Consider the following 18,698-nt stretch of genomic DNA (forward strand, 5'->3'; position numbering starts at 1 on the left):
GACTGGTTCCATCGGTTCCATGTCCACTCCGTCCACCGGCACCCTCGCGCTGCCGACCACCGACCCGGCCGCCGCCGCGCCTCCCGCTCCCGCCGCCCTCTCCGACGACGACGAGGTCTTCCGTCCGGCCGATCTCGTCACCGCGCTGACCGGCGTCGCCCTCGGCTTCTTCGCCCTCTTCGTCCACGGCCTCACGCAGTGGTCGTACGTCGGGCCCACCGTCGAGCGGGCGGGCGTGCTCGGCTGGCTCGCCCCCGCGCTGGTCGGGCTGATCTGCGTCCTCACGGCCGTGACGTCGGTGGCGGTCCGCGCCGCCCGCCGGGCGAGCCGCCGCGGGACGTCCGCGCCGACCGGAGCCGCCTCGTGACCGCCGCGCCCGCCGTCCCGTCCACCGCGACCCCCGCCGTCGCCCTCGCGCAGGAGCTGCTCCTGCGCACCGGCTGCGCCCGCCCGGGACTGCCCTGGGTCCGTGAGAGCGCAGCGGGATCCGCGGTCGACCTGGCGGTCCTCGAGCGCGGCGCGCACCTGCTCGACCTCTCCGAGGAGGCGGTCGCCCGGATCGCGCTGTCGCTCGCCACCGGCCGCCCGGTCGACCTGCGCGCGGCGTTCGGGCACCTCACCCGCGACCACGCCGAGGCCGTCATGATCGCCGTGGCCGTCGCCGGCGGGCACGACCGCGTCGAGAGCCGCGTCGTCGTCGTGGACGGCGAGCGCCGGGTCGAGAGCGTGCCCCCGCTCGGCGTCTGGCCCGATCGCGGAGCGCGACCCGGCGAGGAGGGGCTCGCCCGCGCCGCGGCCTGACCGACCCGCACGACCCCCAGACGCGGGTGACGCCTCGGTCGTCCGGCCGATCCGAGTCGCTACGGCCTTTCGCAGATCCCCGGCTTAGGGTGTCCGTGTGCAACGTGTCGACGATTTCCCAGGAGCCGGACCGGTGGCGACCTCCCCCGAGTCCGGTGACCCGCGCGAGGCGTCCGCCCTCCAGCTCCCCTCCAACGCCACCACGCCCGTCCAGGTGACGAGCGGCGAGGCCGGCTACCAGGGCGGCAATGCGGCCGACCCGGTCTGGCAGTCCTGGCGGGAGGAGCTCGCCAAGGTCGGCGGCCCCTCGCCGCTCCTGCACTTCGTCGACTCCCCGCGCACTCGCATCGAGCTGTCCACCACGCACCCGGGCGGGCTGCCGCCGTTCATCTCGGGCAAGACGACCCTGCTCTCCTCCCTCATCCGCGACGAGCTGGCGCTGCGCACCGCGAAGAACGCCGCCGCCGCCATCACCGACAAGGGGATCGAGCTGCGCTCGGTCCGCGGCATCGAGGGCGTGCACCTCGCGATCGGCCTCGCCCAGTGGCGCGCCGGCGAGACGGAGTTCACCGCCCCCGTCCTGCTGCGCCCGCTCGCGATCCGCCGCTACGGCCGCGACTTCGAGCTCAAGCTCAAGGGCCAGCCCTACTTCAACCCGCAGCTCGCCCGCGCGCTCAAGCAGCAGTTCGGCATCACGATCGACCCCGAGCAGTTCGTCGAGCTCGCGGTGCAGAGCGGCGTCTTCAAGCCGCAGCCGGTCATCGACCAGCTCCGCGGACTCACCTCGCACCTGCCCTGGTTCGCCGTGCACCCGCGCCTGGTGGTGTCGAGCTTCGCCGACGTCGCCGGCGACATGCTCCGCGACGCCCGGATGCTCGAGCACCCCGTCCTGGACGCGGTCGCCGGCAACCCGGCCGCCAAGCGCGCGCTGCAGCAGTCGCAGAAGGTGGCGTCGATCATCCCGCAGGACGAGCGTCCGCCGGCGACCGACAACCTCCTCCTGGACGCCGACGCCGAGCAGGAGCAGGTCATCGCGAACATCGCGGCCGGCAACTCGCTCGTCGTGAAGACCCTCCCCGGCACCGGCGGCACGCAGACGATCGTCAACGCGATCGGCGCGCTCGCCGCGCAGCACAAGCGCGTCCTCGTCGTCGGCGCCCGCCGCTCGAGCCTCGACAGCATCCACCAGCGACTGCTCTCCGCCGGCCTCGGCGGCATCGCCGTCAGCCCGCGCACGCTCCGCCGCGACCTGATCCAGTCGATCGGCCGCAACGAGAAGGCCGCGCGCCCCTCCGTCAGCGAGATCGACGACGCTCTGCTGCGCCTGCGCAAGGTGCTGCTCGACTACCGCGGCGCGCTCTCGCGCCGCGACCCCAGCTTCGGCGTCTCCGCGCTGCAGGCCCTCGAGGAGCTGGCGCGCCTCTCGCAGCTGCGCACGCCCCCGTCGACCGCCGCCCGCCTCGACCGCCGCGCCGTCACCGCCCTCGCGCACAGCCGGCCCGAGGCGACCCGGATGCTGATCGAGTCGGCCCGGCTCGGCGAGTTCCGCTACGGACCGGGCGACTCGCCCTGGTACGGCGCGCAGTTCGACTCGACCGCCGACGCGGAGGCCGCGCACGAGCTGGCCAAGCGCCTGCACTTGCGCGACCTGCCGCGCCTGCTCGACCGCGCCCAGGACGTCATCGCGCAGACGCGCATGCGCCCGTTCGAGTCGGTCGCCGAGCTCGGCATCTACCTGCGCCTGCTGCAGGACGTCCGCGAGACGCTCGACAAGTTCCAGCCGGCCGTCTTCGACCGCTCGATCCAGGACCTCATCGTCGCCACCTCGCCGCGCCGCGAGGCCGCCGAGATGTCCTCGACCAACCGCCGCCGCCTGAAGAAGCTCGCCCGCGAGTACATGCGGCCCGGCGCGCACGTCACCGACCTCAACGCGTCGCTCCGGCGCGTGCAGCAGCAGCGCACGCTCTGGCAGCGCTACGCCGTCGCGGGCACCGTCCCCGAGGTGCCGGTCGGCGTCGCCGACGTGCAGGTCGCGTTCCAGCAGGTGTCCGACCAGCTCGGCCGGCTCGACGAGCCGCTCGGCCGTCGCGGCAGCAGCACGCCGCTCGCCTCCCTGCCGCTCGCCGAGCTCGTCTCGATGGTCTCCGGGCTCGCCGAGGACAGCGAGGTGCTCGCCAACCTGCAGGAGCGCACGACGCTGCTCTCGACGCTGCGCGAGTGGGGCCTGGACCCGCTGCTGACCGACCTCTCGCGCCGCCACGTGCCGGCCGAGTTGGTCGCGATCGAGCTCGACCTCGCCTGGTGGCGCTCGGCGCTCGAGATCATGCTGACCGACGAGCGCGCCCTGCTCGGCGGCAACACCAGCGTGCTCGACCGCCTCGAGGCCGACTTCAAGCTCGTGGACGAGGCGCACGCCGCCTCCAGCGCCGAGCTGCTGGCCTGGAAGCTCTCGGAGACCTGGAAGATCGGGCTCGTCGACTGGCAGCTCGAGCGCGACGCCCTGCGCGCGCTGCTGCGCTCCGAGGCGTCGACCACGCCGCAGGAGCTGCAGAAGGCCGCGCCGCACCTGTCGCGGGTGCTCGCTCCGGCCTGGCTCGCCTCGCCCTACGAGGTGCACCGCATCGGCACCGAGACCACCTTCGACGCGGTCTTCCTCGTCGACGCCGGCGCCACGACCCTCGCCGAGAACGTCGGAGCGATCCGCCGCGCCAAGCAGGTCGTCGCGTTCGGCGACCCGGTGACGCAGACGCCGACGCCGTTCTCGCTCCGGGTCGACGAGACCGTCGAGTTCGGCAGCGCCGCCTCGCGCACCGACGTCGAGGCCCTGCACGCGCAGTCGGCGCTGGCCCGCCTCGGCGAGCTGCTGAACACCGTCACGCTCACCCGCAGCTACCGCGCGGGCGGCGAGGACCTCGCCGAGCTGGTGAACCGACGCTTCTACGGCGGCCGGATCGACTCGCTGCCGTGGGCCGGCTCGTTCCTCGGGCACGACTCGCTCCGCTTCCACTACATCGCCAGCGGACACGGCATGCCGGAGAACGACTCCGGAGCGGTCGAGTCCGTCGACGCCGAGGTCGCGAAGGTGGTCGAGCTGGTGCTCGAGCACGCGGTCATCCGCCCGCGCGAGTCGCTGATGGTGATCACCGCGAGCCCGCGGCACGCCGTCCGGGTCCAGCAGGCCGTGCTCACCGCGTTCGCGAAGCGCGCCGACCTCAACGACTTCATCCTCGGCGACCGGCCCGAGCCGTTCGCGGTGGTGACGCTCGAGCAGTCGGTGGCGCAGAGCCGCGACCGGGTGATCTTCTCGATCGGCTACGGCCGGACCCCGCACGGCCGCCTGCTCTCCAACTTCGGTGCGCTGGCCGAGCCGGGCGGAGAGCGCCTGCTCGCCGTCGGCATGACCCGGGCCCGCCGGTCGATGGACATCGTCTCCTGCTTCCGCCCCGGCGACATCGACGAGTCGCGGATGCGCTACGGCATGGTCGCGCTCGCGCAGGTGCTCCAGGAGGCGGAGGACCGCGTCCAGCCGAGCGACCGTGACGACTACTCCGAGCCGATGCTGGTCGACCTGGCCGCGCGCCTCGAGCGCCGCGGACTGCGCGTGAACATCGGGCACAAGGGCAAGCTCGCACTGGTCGCGGCGCACGGCACCCGCGCCGTCGTCGTCGAGACCGACCGCGACGTCAGCACGCAGAGCCTCCGGGTCTCGCTGCGGCTGCGCCCGGAGCTGCTGCGCCGCCTCGGCTGGCACTACCTCCGCGTGCACAACTTCGAGCTGTTCGCCGATCCCGAGGCCGTGGCCGCGCGGGTCGCCGGGCTGATCGGCGCCCCGCAGGACGAGACGTCGACCGGTCCGATCGAGGTGCCGGTGGGCGCCGGCGCGCCGATCGTCGAGGACACCGCCCCGGCGTCGAACGAGACGCAGCCGATCACGCCCCTGCCCGCCGACTGAGCGTGCCCGAGGACTCCCGGGCCGCCGCGCCCGCCGGCGCCGACCGACCGCTCCGGCGCTCGCGCGGCGGCCGGCGGGCGACCCTGCCCGCGAAGCCGGGCACCGACCCGTCGCCGCACGACGCCGTCGTCCCCGACCCCGAGGCGCCCGCCCTGCGCCCCGATACGGGCCCGAACGACGCCCGCCTCCGCCAGGACGTCCCCCCGCACTACTGACCCCCTCCGCGAGATGCCACTTGTGCACGCGACACGCCGTGAAAAGCGTGCACAAGTGGCATCTCGCGGGCCGCGTACGACGACGGCCCACCCTGCCGGAGCACGATGGGCCGTCGTCGTCGCGGGAGCGGGTCAGCCGCAGGTGCGGGCCGCGTAGGGGGTCTTGACCGTCGAGGTGACGGGCTTGCCGCCGACCGTGGCGGTCGCCGTCACCGTCGCCTCGCCGGCCGCGAGCTGGGCGGCCCGGACGGTGAAGGCGGCGGAGGCGTTCGAGCCCGCCTTGACGCCGGCGAAGGACTTCGTGCCCGCCGTCGAGGTGACCGTGACGTCCATCGGGACGGTGTCGCCGTTGGTCGCGACGACCGTCAGCACCACCTTGCCGGCGACGCAGCGGGTGCTCGCCGCGGCCGTCAGCTTCAGTGAGGACTGGACGGTGACCGTTGCGGTCACCGGCATCCGCGAGTCGTCCTGCGCCACTCCCCGCACCGTGAAGGTGCCGGCGGCGGCGTAGGAGGCGGGAGCGACGGCGTCCCAGGTGACGGCGACGGTGCGCTTCGCGCCGTCCGCCGTCGTGAGTTCCGCGCTCGGCAGCACCGGGGCGACGCCGGCGGCGGTCGAGACCGCGATCGGAGCGACCGAGGTGACGGCGATCGCCGGGGCGTACGCCTCGAGCATGCGCTGGTACTCGGCGCGGGTCACCGGGATGACCGTGCCGTGGCGAGGCTTGCCGCCGTCGGAGTTCTGCGGCAGGTTCTCCCGCAGCTTCGCTCCGAGCGGCTGCCAGGCGTCGGCGGCCAGGTCGTCGGTGCCGAACGGGATGTAGTGGTTCGGTCCCGCGTGGTAGTCCGGCTGGTCGATGAAGAGGAACCAGTCGAGGCCGTTCACGTCGCCCTCGTTCGCGGGGAAGACGTTCGGGCCCTCACCGCTGGTGAAGGTGCCGTTCGGCTCGCCGTTGGGCAGGCCGGAGGCGACGCGCTCCTTGACCAGGGTCCACTCGTCCGCGGGTCCGGAGGTGCCGGGCAGCGAGCCGCTGATCGTGGCGAGCAGGTCGGTGCTCTTCTCCTCGCGCAGCGTCATCGACGCCTCGTCCTTCGTGAAGCGGTAGTAGGTGTCGCCGTCCTTCGCGATGGTCGAGTCGATCGTGCCGCGGCCGGTGCCGCGCTGGACGTCGATCCACGGCTTCGCCTCCGAGAAGGTGACGAAGTCGTCGGTGGTCGCGTACATCATCTGGTTGTAGGTGACGGCGGTGCGGTCGGCCGCGTTCGTCGTCGGGTACATGTTCGAGGCCCAGAAGACGACGTAGGTGTCGAGCTCGTCGTCCCAGTACGCCTCGGGCGCCCAGGTGTTGCCGGCGAAGTCGGTCGAGACCTTCACGTGGCGCTGCGCCGACCAGTTCACCAGGTCGGTCGACTCCCAGACCTCGATGTACTTCGAGCCCGACTTCTGCGCGGTGTCGAAGCCGCCGGCCAGGCCGTCGATCTTCAGGTCCGTCGCGAGCATGAAGAACTTGTCGCCCTCGTGCGAGCGGAGGATGAACGGGTCGCGCAGGCCCTTGGTGCCCTGGTCGGAGGTGAAGACGGGCTGTCCGCCGTTCAGGGTGTTCCAGTCGAGGGCGTCGTTCCCCTTCGAGGCGGCGAGGCTGACGCGCTCGGCGCCGGCGCCCTCACCGGTGAAGAAGGCCCAGACGTAGGCCTCGGTGTCGACCGTGCCCGTGGGCAGCGGCTGGAGGCGGAGGGTGAAGTCGCGGGTGCGCGTCACCGATCCGCTGGTCGCGGTCGCGCGGACCGTCACGTCGACGGCCGGGCTGCCCGCGGTGGGGCGCTCGACGACGATGGTGCGGCTGTCGGCGGTGCTGCCGTCGCGGATCGTCGCGGCGTTCGAGCCGATGACGCTCCAGGCGATGCTCGAGCCGAGGGCGCCGCGCGCCGGGACCGAGATGTTGGTGCGGACGTCGCCGGCCTGGGCGACGGTCACGGCGTCGAGGTCGCGCTGGACCTTGTCGGCGTCGGCGAGCTGCGCGGTGACGAGCACCGGGTAGTCGACGGTGCGCGTGTCGCTGCCGGAGGTGAATGTGGCGGTGAGCGTCACGGCGGCGTCGGGGGAGCCGGCGGCCGGTCGCGTGACGACGGCGCTGCCTCCGGAGACCGCGATGGCGGCGCTGCTCGAGCGCCAGGTCACGGCGACGCCGGCGCTGCTGGTGGGCAGCGCGAAGTCGGCGGTCGCGGTCGTCGGGATGCTGACGGAGGCGACGGCGCGGTCGATCGCCTGCGACGAGTACAGCGCGGTGACCGCGTCGGCGGTGAGCGCGCTGTCGTAGACCGCGAAGTCGTCGACGAGGCCGTTCCAGCCGGCGTCGTTGTAGGTCGAGCGGCCGAGATAGCCGACCAGCGAGGTTCCGAAGGACGAGACGTTGCGCGCGATCGCGTTCTGGCCGATCCGGGTGCCGTTGACGTAGACCGAGAGGGTGCCGTTCGTGCCGTCGATGACGGTCGTGTAGAGCGAGTAGCCGGCGGGAGTGCGCAGGCCGGTGCTGGCGGCGTTCGTCGAGCCGGGGCCGACCTCGGTGCCCCACGGGGCGCCGGCGTTGGTCGCGTTCGTGACGACCGACTTGACGAAGCCGGCCGGGTTCGTCGGGTTGAGCAGGTAGTAGCCGGAGGAGTAGGACGCGCCGGCCGCGACCGGGGCGCCGAGGAACGCGGCCGCGGTGTTCGCGGGCCCGGTCCGGTTCGACAGCCAGGTGGAGACCGTGAGGTCCTTCTTGCCGACGAGGCCCGCCGTCGGGATGTCGACGTAGGGGGCCGCGGCGGCGGAGCCGCCCGGCAGGCTGAGCGCGCCCGCGGCGACGGTGGCGCCGCTGCCGCGCAGGGTGCCGTTGTAGCCGTTGCCGCTGGTGTCGGCGACGGTCGTGCCGGTCGGCGCGGTGTCGAAGCTGTAGTGGAGCAGCGGCTGGGCCGTCGCTCCGGAGGCGGAGACCGGGAGGGCGGCTCCGAGCAGCGCGGTGGCTGCGATCGTCGTGGTCGCCAGAGCGGTCCGCAACGTCGATCGTGATCGTCTCATGCAGGATTCCTCGTCGTCGAGAGGGCGACGAGGCCGCGGGTCCTCGAGGGTGAGGGTGCCGGTGCTCCGTCGCACGGGTGGTGAGGAACCACACACTAAAGGCTCGCGAGGGCGACACGCGAGCACTTTGTTACCGTTAACAAGAATTGACACGGCGGACGCCGCGGGAGTGCGCTCCGGGGACATCGCCGGACGCGACGAGAGGGGCGGCGACCTCGCGATCGCCGCCCCCCTCCTCCGTCACGGAGCGTCAGTCGACGTGCTTGCCGGAGTTCGCGGTGGTCGCGGTGCCGCCGTTGGCGAGCAGGTCGCGGATGTCGGCGAGGAGCTCGAGCTCGGTCGGCGCCTTGTCCTCGGCGGCCGGGGCGTCGTCCATCTTCTTCTTGAACGCGGTGTTCTTGAGGTGGTTGATCGGCAGGACGAACGCGAAGTAGAGCACGAACGCGACGATCACGAACTGGATCAGGGCCGAGAGGACGCTGCCCCAGGCGATGACCGACGCCTCCTGGCCGTTGCCCTCGGGGCGGATCGTCCAGACGAGCGTCTCGAGGGAGGAGGCGTCGAAGATGACGCCGATGATCGGGTTGAAGATGCCCGTCACGATCGCGTTGACGATGGTGGTGAACGCGGCGCCGATGACCACGGCGACCGCCAGGTCGATGACGTTGCCGCGGAGGATGAACTCTTTGAAACCGTTGATCATGATCTGTTCCGTTTCTGCCGGCGGGCGGAGTGGGGTGCGCGGAGGCGGGCTCGCTCCCGGGGGAACGGCGGCCCTAGGAGGAAGAGGAGGAGGACCCCGACCCGGAGGACGAGGGCTTGGAGGAGGAGGAGCCCGAGGAGCCGGAGCCCGATCCCGAGGACGAGGAGCCGGAGGAGCCCGACCCCGAGGAGCCCGACGACGAGCCGGAGCCGCCCGAGGACGACCCGCCGGAACCCGAGCCGGTCGACGCGGGAGCGGACGACCCTCCGCCCGACTCGCCCTTCGACTCCTTCGAGCCGGAACCGGACCCCGGCCCCGAGGCGCGCGAGTCGGTCCGGTAGAAGCCCGAGCCGTTGAAGGTCACGCCGACCGCGCTGAAGACCTTGCGCAGCGCGCCCTGGCAGCTCGGGCACTCCGTGAGGGTGTCGTCGGTGAACTTCTGCTGGATGTCGAAGGCGTTGCCGCACTGGGTGCAGCGGTAGGAGTAGGTGGGCACTGGTGCTCCTGAGGCGGGTGGCGGCGGGGGAGTGGGGGAAGAGGGGAGCGGGTCAGCGCGGGATGTCGACGATGCCCGAGGGAGTGACGACGCCGTCGACCGCCTGGTCGTGCACCTCGCTGGGCACGTGCTCGACGAACTCGCTGTCGAAGACCACCGCGTAGACGGGCGGGCACTTCTCCATCGAGCCGAGCGTCTTGTCGAAGTAGCCGCGGCCCCAGCCCATCCGCATGCCCGAGCGGTCGACGGTGGCGGCGGGGACGATGATCAGGTCGACGTCGTTGATCGCGATCGGGCCGAGCAGCTGACCGACCGGCTCCGGCATCCCGAACAGGCCCTGGGTCTCGGTGTGGCCGTCGCCGACCGCCCAGTCGAGCAGGCCGTCCTGGCGGGAGATGGGGAAGAGGACCCGGATCCCGCGGCTCTCGGCCCAGCCGAGGAAGGGACGGGTGCTCGGTTCGTCCGGCGCCGAGAGGTAGCAGGCGATCGACCGTGCGCCGACCCGGGTCGCCAGCTCCTCGAGGTGCTCGGTGAGGTGCAGGGTGGCCTGCTCGCGGGCGGTCGCGGTCTGCGTGCGTCGGCGCTCACGGAGCTCGGCGCGCAGCGCCCGCTTCTCGTGGGTGATGTCGGCTGGCATGGGGCCCAGTCTAGATCGGGGGTGTCGGGCCGTCCTCGCGGCCGGAGCCGCGGTCGTGGAGGAGGCCGGAGTCGCGGTCGTGAGGAGTCCGGGGTCGCGGTCGCGAGGAGTCCGGGGTCGCGATCGTGAGGAGTCCTGCGGCGGCTCCGTCCGCGAGCGGGGTACACCGTTGGCAAGCCCCTCTCGGGGCCGAAACGTGCCCGACCACGGCCGCCGCTAGTATGGCGCCCCATGGGCACTCGAATCCGCAAAGCCGTCATCCCCGCCGCCGGTCTCGGCACCCGCTTCCTGCCGGCGACCAAGGCCATCCCCAAGGAGATGCTGCCCGTCGTCGACAAGCCGGCGATCCAGTACGTGGTCGAGGAGGCCGCGGACGCCGGACTCCAGGACGTCCTCGTCATCATCGGGCGCAACAAGAACGCGCTCGCCAATCACTTCGACTCGGTCCCCGAGCTCGAGCAGAACCTCGCCAAGAAGCTGGACGACGCCAAGCTGGCGCACGTGCAGTACGCGAGCGACCTCGCCGACGTGCACTTCGTCCGCCAGGGCGAGCCGAAGGGCCTCGGCCACGCCGTCTCGCGCGCTCAGCGCCACGTCGGCGACGAGCCGTTCGCCGTCCTCCTCGGCGACGACCTGATCGACGCGCGCGACCCGCTCCTCACCCGCATGATCGACGTGGCGGAGCAGCGCGACACCACGGTCGTCGCGCTCCTCGAGGTCGACCCGGACCAGATCCACCTCTACGGCTGCGCCGCGGTCGAGACGACCGACGAGGACGACGTGGTGCGCATCACCGGCCTCGTCGAGAAGCCCTCCAAGGAGGACGCGCCCTCGAACCTCGCGATCATCGGCCGCTACGTCCTCAAGCCCGACGTCTTCGGCGTGCTCGAGCACACCGCGCCCGGCAAGGGCGGCGAGATCCAGCTGACCGACGCCCTCGAGCGCATGGCGCAGGACCCGGCGGAGTTCGGCGGCGTCTACGGCGTCGTCTTCCGCGGCCGCCGCTACGACACCGGCGACAAGCTCGACTACATCAAGGCCATCGTGCAGCTCGCCTCCGACCGGGAGGACCTCGGCGTCGACCTCAAGCCCTGGCTGAAGGACTTCGTCGCGGGGCTCTGAGCGAGGAGCCCGCGGGGCGGGCGCCCGTCCATGAGCGGGGCCCGCTGCGCGGGCGCTGCACTTCGCGCGGCCCGCTTCGCGGCCCCTCCATGCTGATCGAGTAGCCAGCGCAGCGGGCGTCCGTTCCATGCTGATCGGGTAGCCCGCACAGCGGGCGTATCGAGATCCACCTTCGCCTGCAGTCGAGTCTGCAGACCCGGCGCAGTGGCGGACGTGGGTCTCGATACGCGCCTTCGGCGCTACTCGACCAGCATGAAGTCCGCCGGGTTCGCCCCTTCAGGAGCGGGCAGGCCCCTGCATGCTGATCGAGTAGCCCGCGCAGCGGGCGTATCGAGATCCACCGTCGCTTGCAGTCGAGTCTGCAGACCCGCCCTTCTGGCGGACGTGGGTCTCGATACGCCCCTTCCGGGGCTACTCGACCGGCATGGAGTGGCGGCCCCCCTTGCTTCGGCCCCTGCCGCGTTCCGGCGCTCCGGTCCACCCCCTTCTCCCGCCGCGACTGCGCAGTAGGGTCAGCACATGCCGCTGCCGATCCCGACGCTCACCGAGGGTCGTGTCACCATCCGCCCGATCCGGGTCCGGGACGCCCGCCCCCTCGAGCGGGAGCTGATCGCCAACCGCGCCTGGCTGCGGCAGTGGGAGGCGTCCGACCCCCGCGGCGGCGCGGCCTTCGACGTGCGGGCCAGCATCCGCTCTCTGCAGCAGAACGCGCGGGCCGGCGGCGGCGTGCCGTTCCTGATCGACTGGGACGGCGAGCTGGCCGGCCAGCTCAACATCTCCAACATCGGCTACGGCTCGCTCTCCTCCGGCTCGATCGGCTACTGGGTCTCCGAGCGCTACGCCGGCCGCGGCATCACCCCGGTCTCCGTCGCGCTGGCCACCGATCACGCCTTCTTCGATCTCGGCCTGCACCGGATCGAGATCTGCATCCGACCCGAGAACCGGCCGAGCCTGCGCGTTGTCGAGAAGCTCGGCTTCCGCTACGAGGGCCTGCGCCGCCGATTCATCCACATCAACGGCGACTGGCGCGACCACTTCTGCTTCGCCCTCGTGGCGGAGGAGGTGCCGCGCGGTGTCCTGCGCCGCTACCTCGAGGGCCAGGTGCCGAGCGACGTCGGCGTGCCGACCGACGCCGACCAGCGCGCCTCCCGCCGATCGGGCCTCTCCGGGCCGCCCGACGGCGCCGGTGTCCCCCCGACGGGGAGCCGATTGATCCGCGATCCGCACGGACACACCTACCCGTAATGACGGACGGGAGCGCCCCGTGCTCCTAGCGTTGGTCGCATGAGTAGCGACTGGCTGGGTGGGGGCGTCGTCTGGGCGCTCGCCGCCGTTCTGTGGGTCGCCTATCTCATCCCCGCGTGGATGCGCAGGCGGTCGTTCTACGCGACCGAGCGCAACGCGGTGAGGCTCCAGCAGACCCTGCGGATCCTCGCCGAGACCGCCGAGGTGCCCGAGCACGTGCGTGCGGAGGCGACGGCCCGCGAGGTCGCGCTGCAGCAGCGCACCCTCCGGGCGACCGAGACCAAACAACGAGCCGAAGAGAAGGCACAGGCGATGGAGCTGGCACAGGCGGAGAAGGCGGCGCGCGAAGCGCTGCGGCGGGCGGCCGCGAGCACGCGGCAGAGCACGCGGACGGCTCCCGGCGCGATGCGCTGGCGCCAGGGCGCGGCGCTGACGGTGCTGATCGGCCTCGTCGTCGCCCTCGTCGGGCTGGTCATGCTGCCCTTCGGCGGTGCGGGCGTCGTACCGCTCGTCGGCGTGCTGGTGCTCGCCGCCGGGCTGGGCACCCTGATCCTGCTCGCTCCGGGCCGTCAGCGCAGCGCCGCGCCCGCCGCGGTCTCGACCAGCACCGCCGAGGTGGCCCGCCGCCGTGCTGAGGTCTTCGAGGCCGAGCTCGCCGAGGAGGCCGCCGCCCCCGAGGAGGAGGCCGCCGCTGCCGAGGAGACGCGCTGGACACCGCAGCCGCTGCCCAAGCCCCTCTACCTGTCCCGCGGCACCGTCGCGGCCAGCGCGATGGCCTCGATCGACGCCGTGGAGCGCCTCCGCGCCGCCGCCGCGGACGCCGAGATCGCCCAGCGCGCCGCCGCTTCGGCCCCCGAGGTCGCGCCGATCCGCTCGCCCCGCGCGACCGGCCCGGTCCCTGTCCCCGAGGCACCGCGCCCGTCCTCGCGCTTCGCCTCGATGGGCGTCGTCGAGGGCGTCGACGCGATCGACCTCGACCAGGCCCTGCAGCGCCGCCGCGGAGCCTGAGCGGTCCTCCGCCCCTCGGCCACGTGCTAATGTGGACGAGTTGTTCGGGCCGGTGACGGCTCGGAAGGCACGGGTCCGTGGCGCAGTTGGTAGCGCGCTTCGTTCGCAATGAAGAGGTCAGGGGTTCGAATCCCCTCGGATCCACCACCACACGGAAGGCCCGCTCGAGAGAGCGGGCCTTCCGTCGTTTCAGGGGCGGGATCGCTCGAGCGGGCGGTTCTTCTGTTTCTCGCGCGTCGGGCCGGCTCGGGTTGCCGCCGAGCGCGCCCGCTTCGTACGCGTTATCACGCCCGCCGTCACTGCTTCTCGCGCCATCAGCCGGTCCGGTCCACCAGACACGTATGGTTCTCACAGAACACATCCGACGAACGGCACCGACGGTGCTGGAAAGCAGGCAGAAACATGGTTCGACGCAGGACGACGGCGATGGTTGTGGGCGCCCTCGTGGCAGGAGGCATCCTCGCGGGCGGCGCGGTCAGCGCCTCCGCCGTGACGGAGCGTCCCTCCGAGGGCGGGGTCTGGGATCACGGAACCCGCTCTGGCGGCATCTACGGAAGCGGCGGTCAGGTCTACTCCGAATACCAGCACAGTGGAAAGAGCCACAAGGCGACGGCCTGCGGTCACCGCGGCTGCGCGTACAGCGGTTGGCAGCCGTCCTCGACGCTCGCCGTAGCGCACTGGTCGCCCCTGCGAGCTTCGGGCAACACTGCTTACTACGACGTCCGCGAGTAGGTCGTCCGCCCGTCATGAAGATGAAACGACTGGTCGTAGGAGGCGTAGTGCTGATGCTCGGCCTGGCCGGATGCGCGGCCCACGGACCGTCAGCCAACGGGTCTGCTCCCGCCCGGGACGTCCCCGCTTTCAGTGGTCCGTGGGCCTCGGAGTTCGCCGCCTCCTACGACCGGGCGACGGACGACTTCACCAGGTCCGTCATCGAGGACGGCGTGGTCTCGGAACAGGAGCGCTCGGAGATGATCGACCGCTTCACCAGGTGCGTCGCGGATCTCGGCTACGGCATCGACGAGTACGCGCTCGACGGGTCGTTCCACCTGACGTTCGCTCCGGATACCGACGCCGACGCCGCCTACGAAGATGTGAAGGGCTGCTCGCGCAGCTCGGGCGAGACCGAGATCGGCGCCCTCTACAGCTGGACCCATCGCAACCCGGATCGAGCTGACGAGACCACGCTGATCGTCGAGTGCCTTGCCCGCTCCGGCGTCGTGCCCTCCTCCTACTCGAAGGGTGATTACGCGGACGACACGTCGCACGATGACTTCCCCTTCGTCGACGAGGCCGCGGGGCGGGAGGCGCTGCAGGGGTGCCGAATCGATCCCCTGGGAGTCGGCTCGTGAGCCGTCTACTCGCAGTCGGGGACCAGCCGCTGCTCGCGATCCGTTGGTTCTTCGAGCATGGGTGACAAAGGCGGACCCGGCCTCGTCGTCCTCGCGGCCGTCGTCCTCGCCGGCGCCGCCGTCGCGATCGCTCTGACCGTGGCGGCGACGCCGGAGGTGCCGCCGTCGGTCGCGTTCCCGACCTCCGCTCCTGCGGAGTTCGAGCCGACGGCCCAATCGACGGTCGATGCGCGGGCCGTGAAGATCGCGGTCGAGCAGGGCGCACGAGAGCAGCTGCAGGTGCGGCGCTCCGGCACGATCACGGCGCTGGACTGCGCACCCGGGGCCGCCATCGACTCCTGGGGCAGCGTGCTCGCGGTCGACGGCTCGCGGCTCCTCAGCATCGCCACTGTGATGCCGCTCTACCGGGACCTCCGCGTCGGCGACACCGGAGACGACGTGCTCGCGCTCCAAAACGAACTCCGCCGCTTGGGTCACGCAGTCCGGGCGGACGGCGTCCTCGGGCAGACGTCGGTGAAGCTCGTCGACACGCGGCTGCGCGAGCTGGGTGCGGCGACGGAGCCGGACGTCATCGCAAGGGAGAGCCTCATCTGGCTGCCATCCCCGACGGCTCAAGCGGCGGGCTGCTCCGTCGAGCTCGGGACCACGGTGGAGTCCGGCGCGGCGATCGCCGAGCTGGAGTCGCCAGTGACGGCGGCAGCGGTCGATCCCGTCCCCGGTGATCTCCTGCCCGGTGAGCGCGTCGTGCTCGTCGCGGAGCATCCGTTGGCCGTGGATGGTCTCGGGGCGATCCGGTCCGCGGAGGACCTCCGCCTGCTGCGGTCGTCGGCGGAGTTCGAGCAGGCGGTTCGAGCAGTCGGCTCCAGCGCGGGCGGGAGTGCAAGCGCCGCAGGCGGCAGCGCCACGGTCGTGCTGGACGCGACCCTCGAACTGGCGGTGCCGATCGAGACCTGGGCTGTCCCTCCGGCCGCGATCTACGCCCTCGAGGGGCGCCACGGCTGCGTGCTGGCCGGAGGTGAGGCGGTCGCCGTCGAGGTCGTGGCGTCCGAGCTCGGGAAGTCCTTCGTCCGCTTCGCCTCACCCGAGCCACCCGCGCGGATCAGCACGGCCCCGGAGAGGACGGGAGGATGCTGAACGGTCGGAATCGGGAGTCCGCCGAGAAACTCGACTCCAGCGCGGTCTTCGTCGAGCTGGTGGCGGTGAGTCATTCGTTCGACGCCCGCGCACCGCTCTTCGCTCCGGTGAGCCGACTCCTCCTGCCGTCGCGGACCTATGCACTGACCGGTCCTTCCGGCTCGGGGAAGTCGACGCTGCTCGGGATCCTGGCAGGATCCCTCGCGCCCTCGCTCGGAACCGTCCGGACCTGCGGCGTCGCGCGGACGGGCCGGGTGCTGCAGAACCCGCACGGCACCGCGAGGCGCTCGACACTCGACCATGTCGTGCTCCCCTTCCTCGCGAGGGGCGAACGACGGTGGTCGGCCCAGGTCCACGCCGAGGCACTGCTCAGCACCTTCGGTCTGGCGGAGCGCGCCGCGACGCCGTTTGCGCGGCTCTCCGGCGGGGAGGCGCAGCGGCTCATGCTCGCGCGGGCGGTCGCCTCCGCTCCCGACCTGCTGCTCGTCGACGAGCCGACCGCGCAGCTCGACTCGAGGAGTGCGGAGACCGTCATCGAGGTGCTTGGCCACGTCTCGAGCGGCGGGAGCATCGTCGTCGTGGCGACGCACGATCGGCGTGCTGCGGCAGCCTGCGAGACGGCCATCGAGCTGGCGCCCTAGTGCGGCTCTCGTCCGTCCTCACCGAGGCGCTCCGCAGCACGGCCACCCGCACGAGCAGGCCGATCCTCGCGCTGGTGTCGTTCGTCGTCGTCATCGGAGCGCTCTGCCTCTACGACGCGATAACGGTGAGGTCGATCATGGCCGAGTTTCGAGCGTTCCACTCCGCCGGTGCGACCATCAGCACGGTGGTGTCGACGCATGGCATCTCCGGCAGGGCCTGCGAGAGGCTCGCCGGAGTGGCGGGGGCCGGAGCGGCGGGCGCGATGTCCGACGGTGGAGGGGTCGTCTTCGAGGCGCTGCCGTCCACGACGGTCCCCAGCCGACACGTGACACCGCACTTCGTCGACCTCCTGCTGCACCGGGTCGATCCCGCTATCGCCGGTCTGCTCCTCTCCCGGGAGGTCGCGGTCGCCCTCGGCAGCGACGTCGGCCAGACGGTGGCGACGACGGCGGGTCCCGTCGCGGTCGCGGGGATCTTCGACTACCCCGACGACGGCCGCCTGCCCGGACTCGGCTGGTCGGTCCTCGTCGTCGTGCCGGCGGACGGGGTGTTCGACGCCTGCTGGCTCGATGTCCCCTTCGTCCAATCACCCACGGCGTCGTTCCTCCTCACCGCAGTCGCTCCGAGTCCGGTCGAGAAGCCGTCCGCAAGTCGGTTGAACTCCCGACTGGGCGAGCCCTACGACGTCGGCGAGGCGGTCCGCACCAGACCTTCCCTTCTCGCGGTGCCGAGTGCGGCAGTGGTTGGAGTCGTACTCGGAGCGATACTCGTCCGCCTTCGTCGCCTCGAGCTGGCCTCGGCGTTGCACATCGGCGTCCGTCGATCGGCTTTGCTGGTGCAACTCCTGGCCGAGAACGCGCTCTGGCTGGCCGCTGCCTGGGCCGTGATCCCGGTCGGCGTGCTCGTTCTCGCTCTGCCCGAGAGCCCCGGCGATCGGGCCGCCCTGCTGCACGGCTGCCTCCGTCTGCTCGTCCTGGCCTCGGCGGCGACGGCCGCGGGCTGCGCCGCGGGGACTCTCCTCGTGCGGGAGAAGCACCTGTTCCGCTACGCGGCGGAGCGCTGACGGCGGTCCTGGAAACCCGTGAACTCGAGAACGGTGAGCGTGGGCGACAGCCTGTAGGCGCCCGTCGCGACGGTGGCCACAGAACCTTCCAGTTCTTGTCGGAAGCTGAACGAGGCGAGGTTATCGAGGTTGTGTCCAGCCGCCGAGAAGGCCGGGCAAAAGGGTGTGCGCATATTTCCCAAGCGTCTAGTCCTAGCAACGGGAGGAGCCGAGAGTTTCTGCGATTCGAGAACGGCGTTAGAACCTGTAGCAGTACAAATCGTCTTCTGATTCATCTACTTTCGGTTAGCCTCTGCCGCCTTCAATATGCGAGGAATCTCGGCGATTTCATCCCGACTCACGACCGCGACGCTCGACTGGCCGGCAAAGTCACGACGAGCTGATTCGAGAAGGTGGGATCGAACTACCACGATAGCTTGAGTAGCGACACCAGCATCAAGGATCCGCTTGATTCGCCTCCTCGTAATTTCCGAGACTGAAGAAGTCCATGTGCTCTTGATTTCCACAACGACTTCATTGCCTCCAATCTGCCCTTTCATGTCGACGATCGGGGGGCGACCAACGCTGGCACCTAGAACGGGAACGTCTTCCCCAACATCCGCCTGGAAGATCTTGGCTTTGAGAGCGGAGCGTACGTCTGATTCGAAGGAAGCGTCAGCGGCCCGATCATCGTCTGCAGAGTCCAGTACAGACTCAGACGCCTGGCCTGGCCTAATGCCGCTGCGAATGATATCCTCAACGTCCTTTGCTAGGTCGGGGGATTCGGACTGGATGAGCGCGAGAATCTGTCTGACGCTGTCGGGTTGGAATTCAATAGATACACCGCCACCAGAGAGCTTCTCAGGGAGTCTCCCCGCCAGGGCAAAAAGCAAGATCACTACCGAACCGAGAAGTATGGCAGACCCTCCTGCTTCAGCGGCAGGACTCTTTAGTATGGCGAATGTGCCGACAGAGGACCCCACTAAAGTCAGTAGACCTAAGAGCAGCCTAACCAGGTTCGTAAGGCCGCCGATGTGCTGTCGACGCAATACCCAGTGGGTCGATGACGATTGCATTATTTTCCCCCATAAAGTTTGAACACAGGCTAGCAGCATCGCCTCCGCCAGATTCCGCGACTCCTAGGTGAAACTACCTATGAATGTCTGGCCTGCCCTCCAAGGGGGGGTAATGCACCGTGGCGGGCAAGTTTTGGTGTACTAAAAGCAGGACTTGATTCAGGGCTGATATTTCTTTCTAGGTGGCGACTTACGTAATAGTACTTACGAGAGCTG

17 protein-coding genes and 1 tRNA gene are annotated in these 18,698 nt (G+C 71.0%); 13 read left to right on the forward strand and 5 right to left on the reverse strand.

Annotation, left to right across the window (positions count from 1 at the left end; genetic code table 11):
• Positions 1–19 precede the first annotated feature (19 nt).
• The 4 genes from MT350_RS02985 (at position 20) to MT350_RS03000 (ending at position 4,968) form a co-directional block, all read left to right on the forward strand.
• Entirely contained in the window at positions 20–367 is a 348-nt protein-coding gene (locus tag MT350_RS02985) for a hypothetical protein (RefSeq protein WP_243615352.1), read from the forward strand.
• Complete coding sequence (locus MT350_RS02990; RefSeq protein ID WP_164874404.1) at positions 364–801, forward strand: hypothetical protein; 438 nt, start codon at positions 364–366, stop codon at positions 799–801. The genes MT350_RS02985 and MT350_RS02990 overlap by 4 nt, the downstream gene beginning before the upstream one ends.
• Before the next feature lie 133 nt (positions 802–934).
• Positions 935–4,753, forward strand: coding sequence for a DEAD/DEAH box helicase (locus MT350_RS02995; RefSeq protein ID WP_374204639.1), 3,819 nt, complete (start codon positions 935–937; stop codon positions 4,751–4,753).
• A 2-nt stretch (positions 4,754–4,755) separates the two neighbouring features.
• Positions 4,756–4,968 carry a hypothetical protein gene (locus MT350_RS03000; RefSeq protein WP_123733856.1) on the forward strand — a complete coding sequence of 71 codons (213 nt, stop codon included), beginning with the start codon at positions 4,756–4,758 and terminating at the stop codon, positions 4,966–4,968.
• 132 nt (positions 4,969–5,100) lie between these two features.
• Here the strand turns inward: MT350_RS03000 and MT350_RS03005 are convergent, their stop codons facing one another.
• The 4 genes from MT350_RS03005 to MT350_RS03020 all read right to left on the reverse strand — a co-directional run bounded on the left by MT350_RS03005 (position 5,101) and on the right by MT350_RS03020 (position 9,861).
• Positions 5,101–8,025: an immunoglobulin-like domain-containing protein gene (locus tag MT350_RS03005; RefSeq protein WP_243598787.1), complete on the reverse strand. Its 2,925-nt coding sequence runs from the start codon at positions 8,023–8,025 to the stop codon at positions 5,101–5,103.
• 250 nt (positions 8,026–8,275) lie between these two features.
• Positions 8,276–8,728, reverse strand: coding sequence for a large conductance mechanosensitive channel protein MscL (mscL, locus tag MT350_RS03010; RefSeq protein WP_243598788.1), 453 nt, complete (start codon positions 8,726–8,728; stop codon positions 8,276–8,278).
• Between the two features lie 73 nt (positions 8,729–8,801).
• A complete protein-coding gene (locus MT350_RS03015) occupies positions 8,802–9,224 on the reverse strand; it encodes an FmdB family zinc ribbon protein (protein ID WP_243598789.1) in 423 nt (140 codons plus the stop codon).
• Positions 9,225–9,276: 52 nt separating this feature from the next.
• Positions 9,277–9,861, reverse strand: coding sequence for a 5-formyltetrahydrofolate cyclo-ligase (locus tag MT350_RS03020; protein WP_123445234.1), 585 nt, complete (start codon positions 9,859–9,861; stop codon positions 9,277–9,279).
• A 231-nt stretch (positions 9,862–10,092) separates the two neighbouring features.
• On the opposite strand from MT350_RS03020, the gene galU reads away from it, so the two are divergent.
• The 9 genes from galU (at position 10,093) to MT350_RS03065 (ending at position 17,427) form a co-directional block, all read left to right on the forward strand.
• Positions 10,093–10,983, forward strand: a complete 891-nt coding sequence (gene galU / locus MT350_RS03025) for a UTP--glucose-1-phosphate uridylyltransferase GalU (protein ID WP_123445235.1) — start codon at positions 10,093–10,095, stop codon at positions 10,981–10,983.
• Between the two features lie 519 nt (positions 10,984–11,502).
• Positions 11,503–12,228, forward strand: a complete 726-nt coding sequence (locus tag MT350_RS03030; protein WP_123445236.1) for a GNAT family N-acetyltransferase — start codon at positions 11,503–11,505, stop codon at positions 12,226–12,228.
• A 39-nt stretch (positions 12,229–12,267) separates the two neighbouring features.
• The gene (locus MT350_RS03035) at positions 12,268–13,236 is read left to right on the forward strand and encodes a hypothetical protein (RefSeq protein ID WP_243598790.1); all 969 of its coding nucleotides are present in this window, start codon (positions 12,268–12,270) and stop codon (positions 13,234–13,236) included.
• Positions 13,237–13,307: 71 nt separating this feature from the next.
• A tRNA-Ala gene (locus tag MT350_RS03040) sits at positions 13,308–13,383 on the forward strand.
• A 255-nt stretch (positions 13,384–13,638) separates the two neighbouring features.
• Positions 13,639–13,968, forward strand: a complete 330-nt coding sequence (locus MT350_RS03045) for a lactococcin 972 family bacteriocin (RefSeq protein ID WP_243598791.1) — start codon at positions 13,639–13,641, stop codon at positions 13,966–13,968.
• Between the two features lie 53 nt (positions 13,969–14,021).
• On the forward strand, positions 14,022–14,588 hold the full coding sequence (locus MT350_RS03050) for a hypothetical protein (RefSeq protein WP_243615353.1): 567 nt from the start codon (positions 14,022–14,024) through the stop codon (positions 14,586–14,588).
• A gap of 57 nt (positions 14,589–14,645) precedes the next feature.
• On the forward strand, positions 14,646–15,722 hold the full coding sequence (locus MT350_RS03055) for a peptidoglycan-binding protein (RefSeq protein ID WP_243598793.1): 1,077 nt from the start codon (positions 14,646–14,648) through the stop codon (positions 15,720–15,722).
• Entirely contained in the window at positions 15,716–16,363 is a 648-nt protein-coding gene (locus MT350_RS03060) for an ATP-binding cassette domain-containing protein (RefSeq protein ID WP_243598794.1), read from the forward strand. Before MT350_RS03055 ends, MT350_RS03060 begins: the two co-directional genes overlap by 7 nt.
• Positions 16,363–17,427 (forward strand): hypothetical protein, encoded by a 1,065-nt coding sequence (locus MT350_RS03065; protein ID WP_243598795.1) that lies wholly within the window; start codon positions 16,363–16,365, stop codon positions 17,425–17,427. The genes MT350_RS03060 and MT350_RS03065 overlap by 1 nt, the downstream gene beginning before the upstream one ends.
• Positions 17,428–17,702: 275 nt before the next feature.
• Here the strand turns inward: MT350_RS03065 and MT350_RS03070 are convergent, their stop codons facing one another.
• Positions 17,703–18,389: a hypothetical protein gene (locus MT350_RS03070; RefSeq protein WP_243598796.1), complete on the reverse strand. Its 687-nt coding sequence runs from the start codon at positions 18,387–18,389 to the stop codon at positions 17,703–17,705.
• Between the last annotated feature and the right edge of the window lie 309 nt (positions 18,390–18,698).

The organism is Rathayibacter sp. VKM Ac-2928 (assembly GCF_022815545.1).
In the GTDB taxonomy this organism is placed as follows: Bacteria; Actinomycetota; Actinomycetes; order Actinomycetales; family Microbacteriaceae; genus Rathayibacter; species Rathayibacter festucae.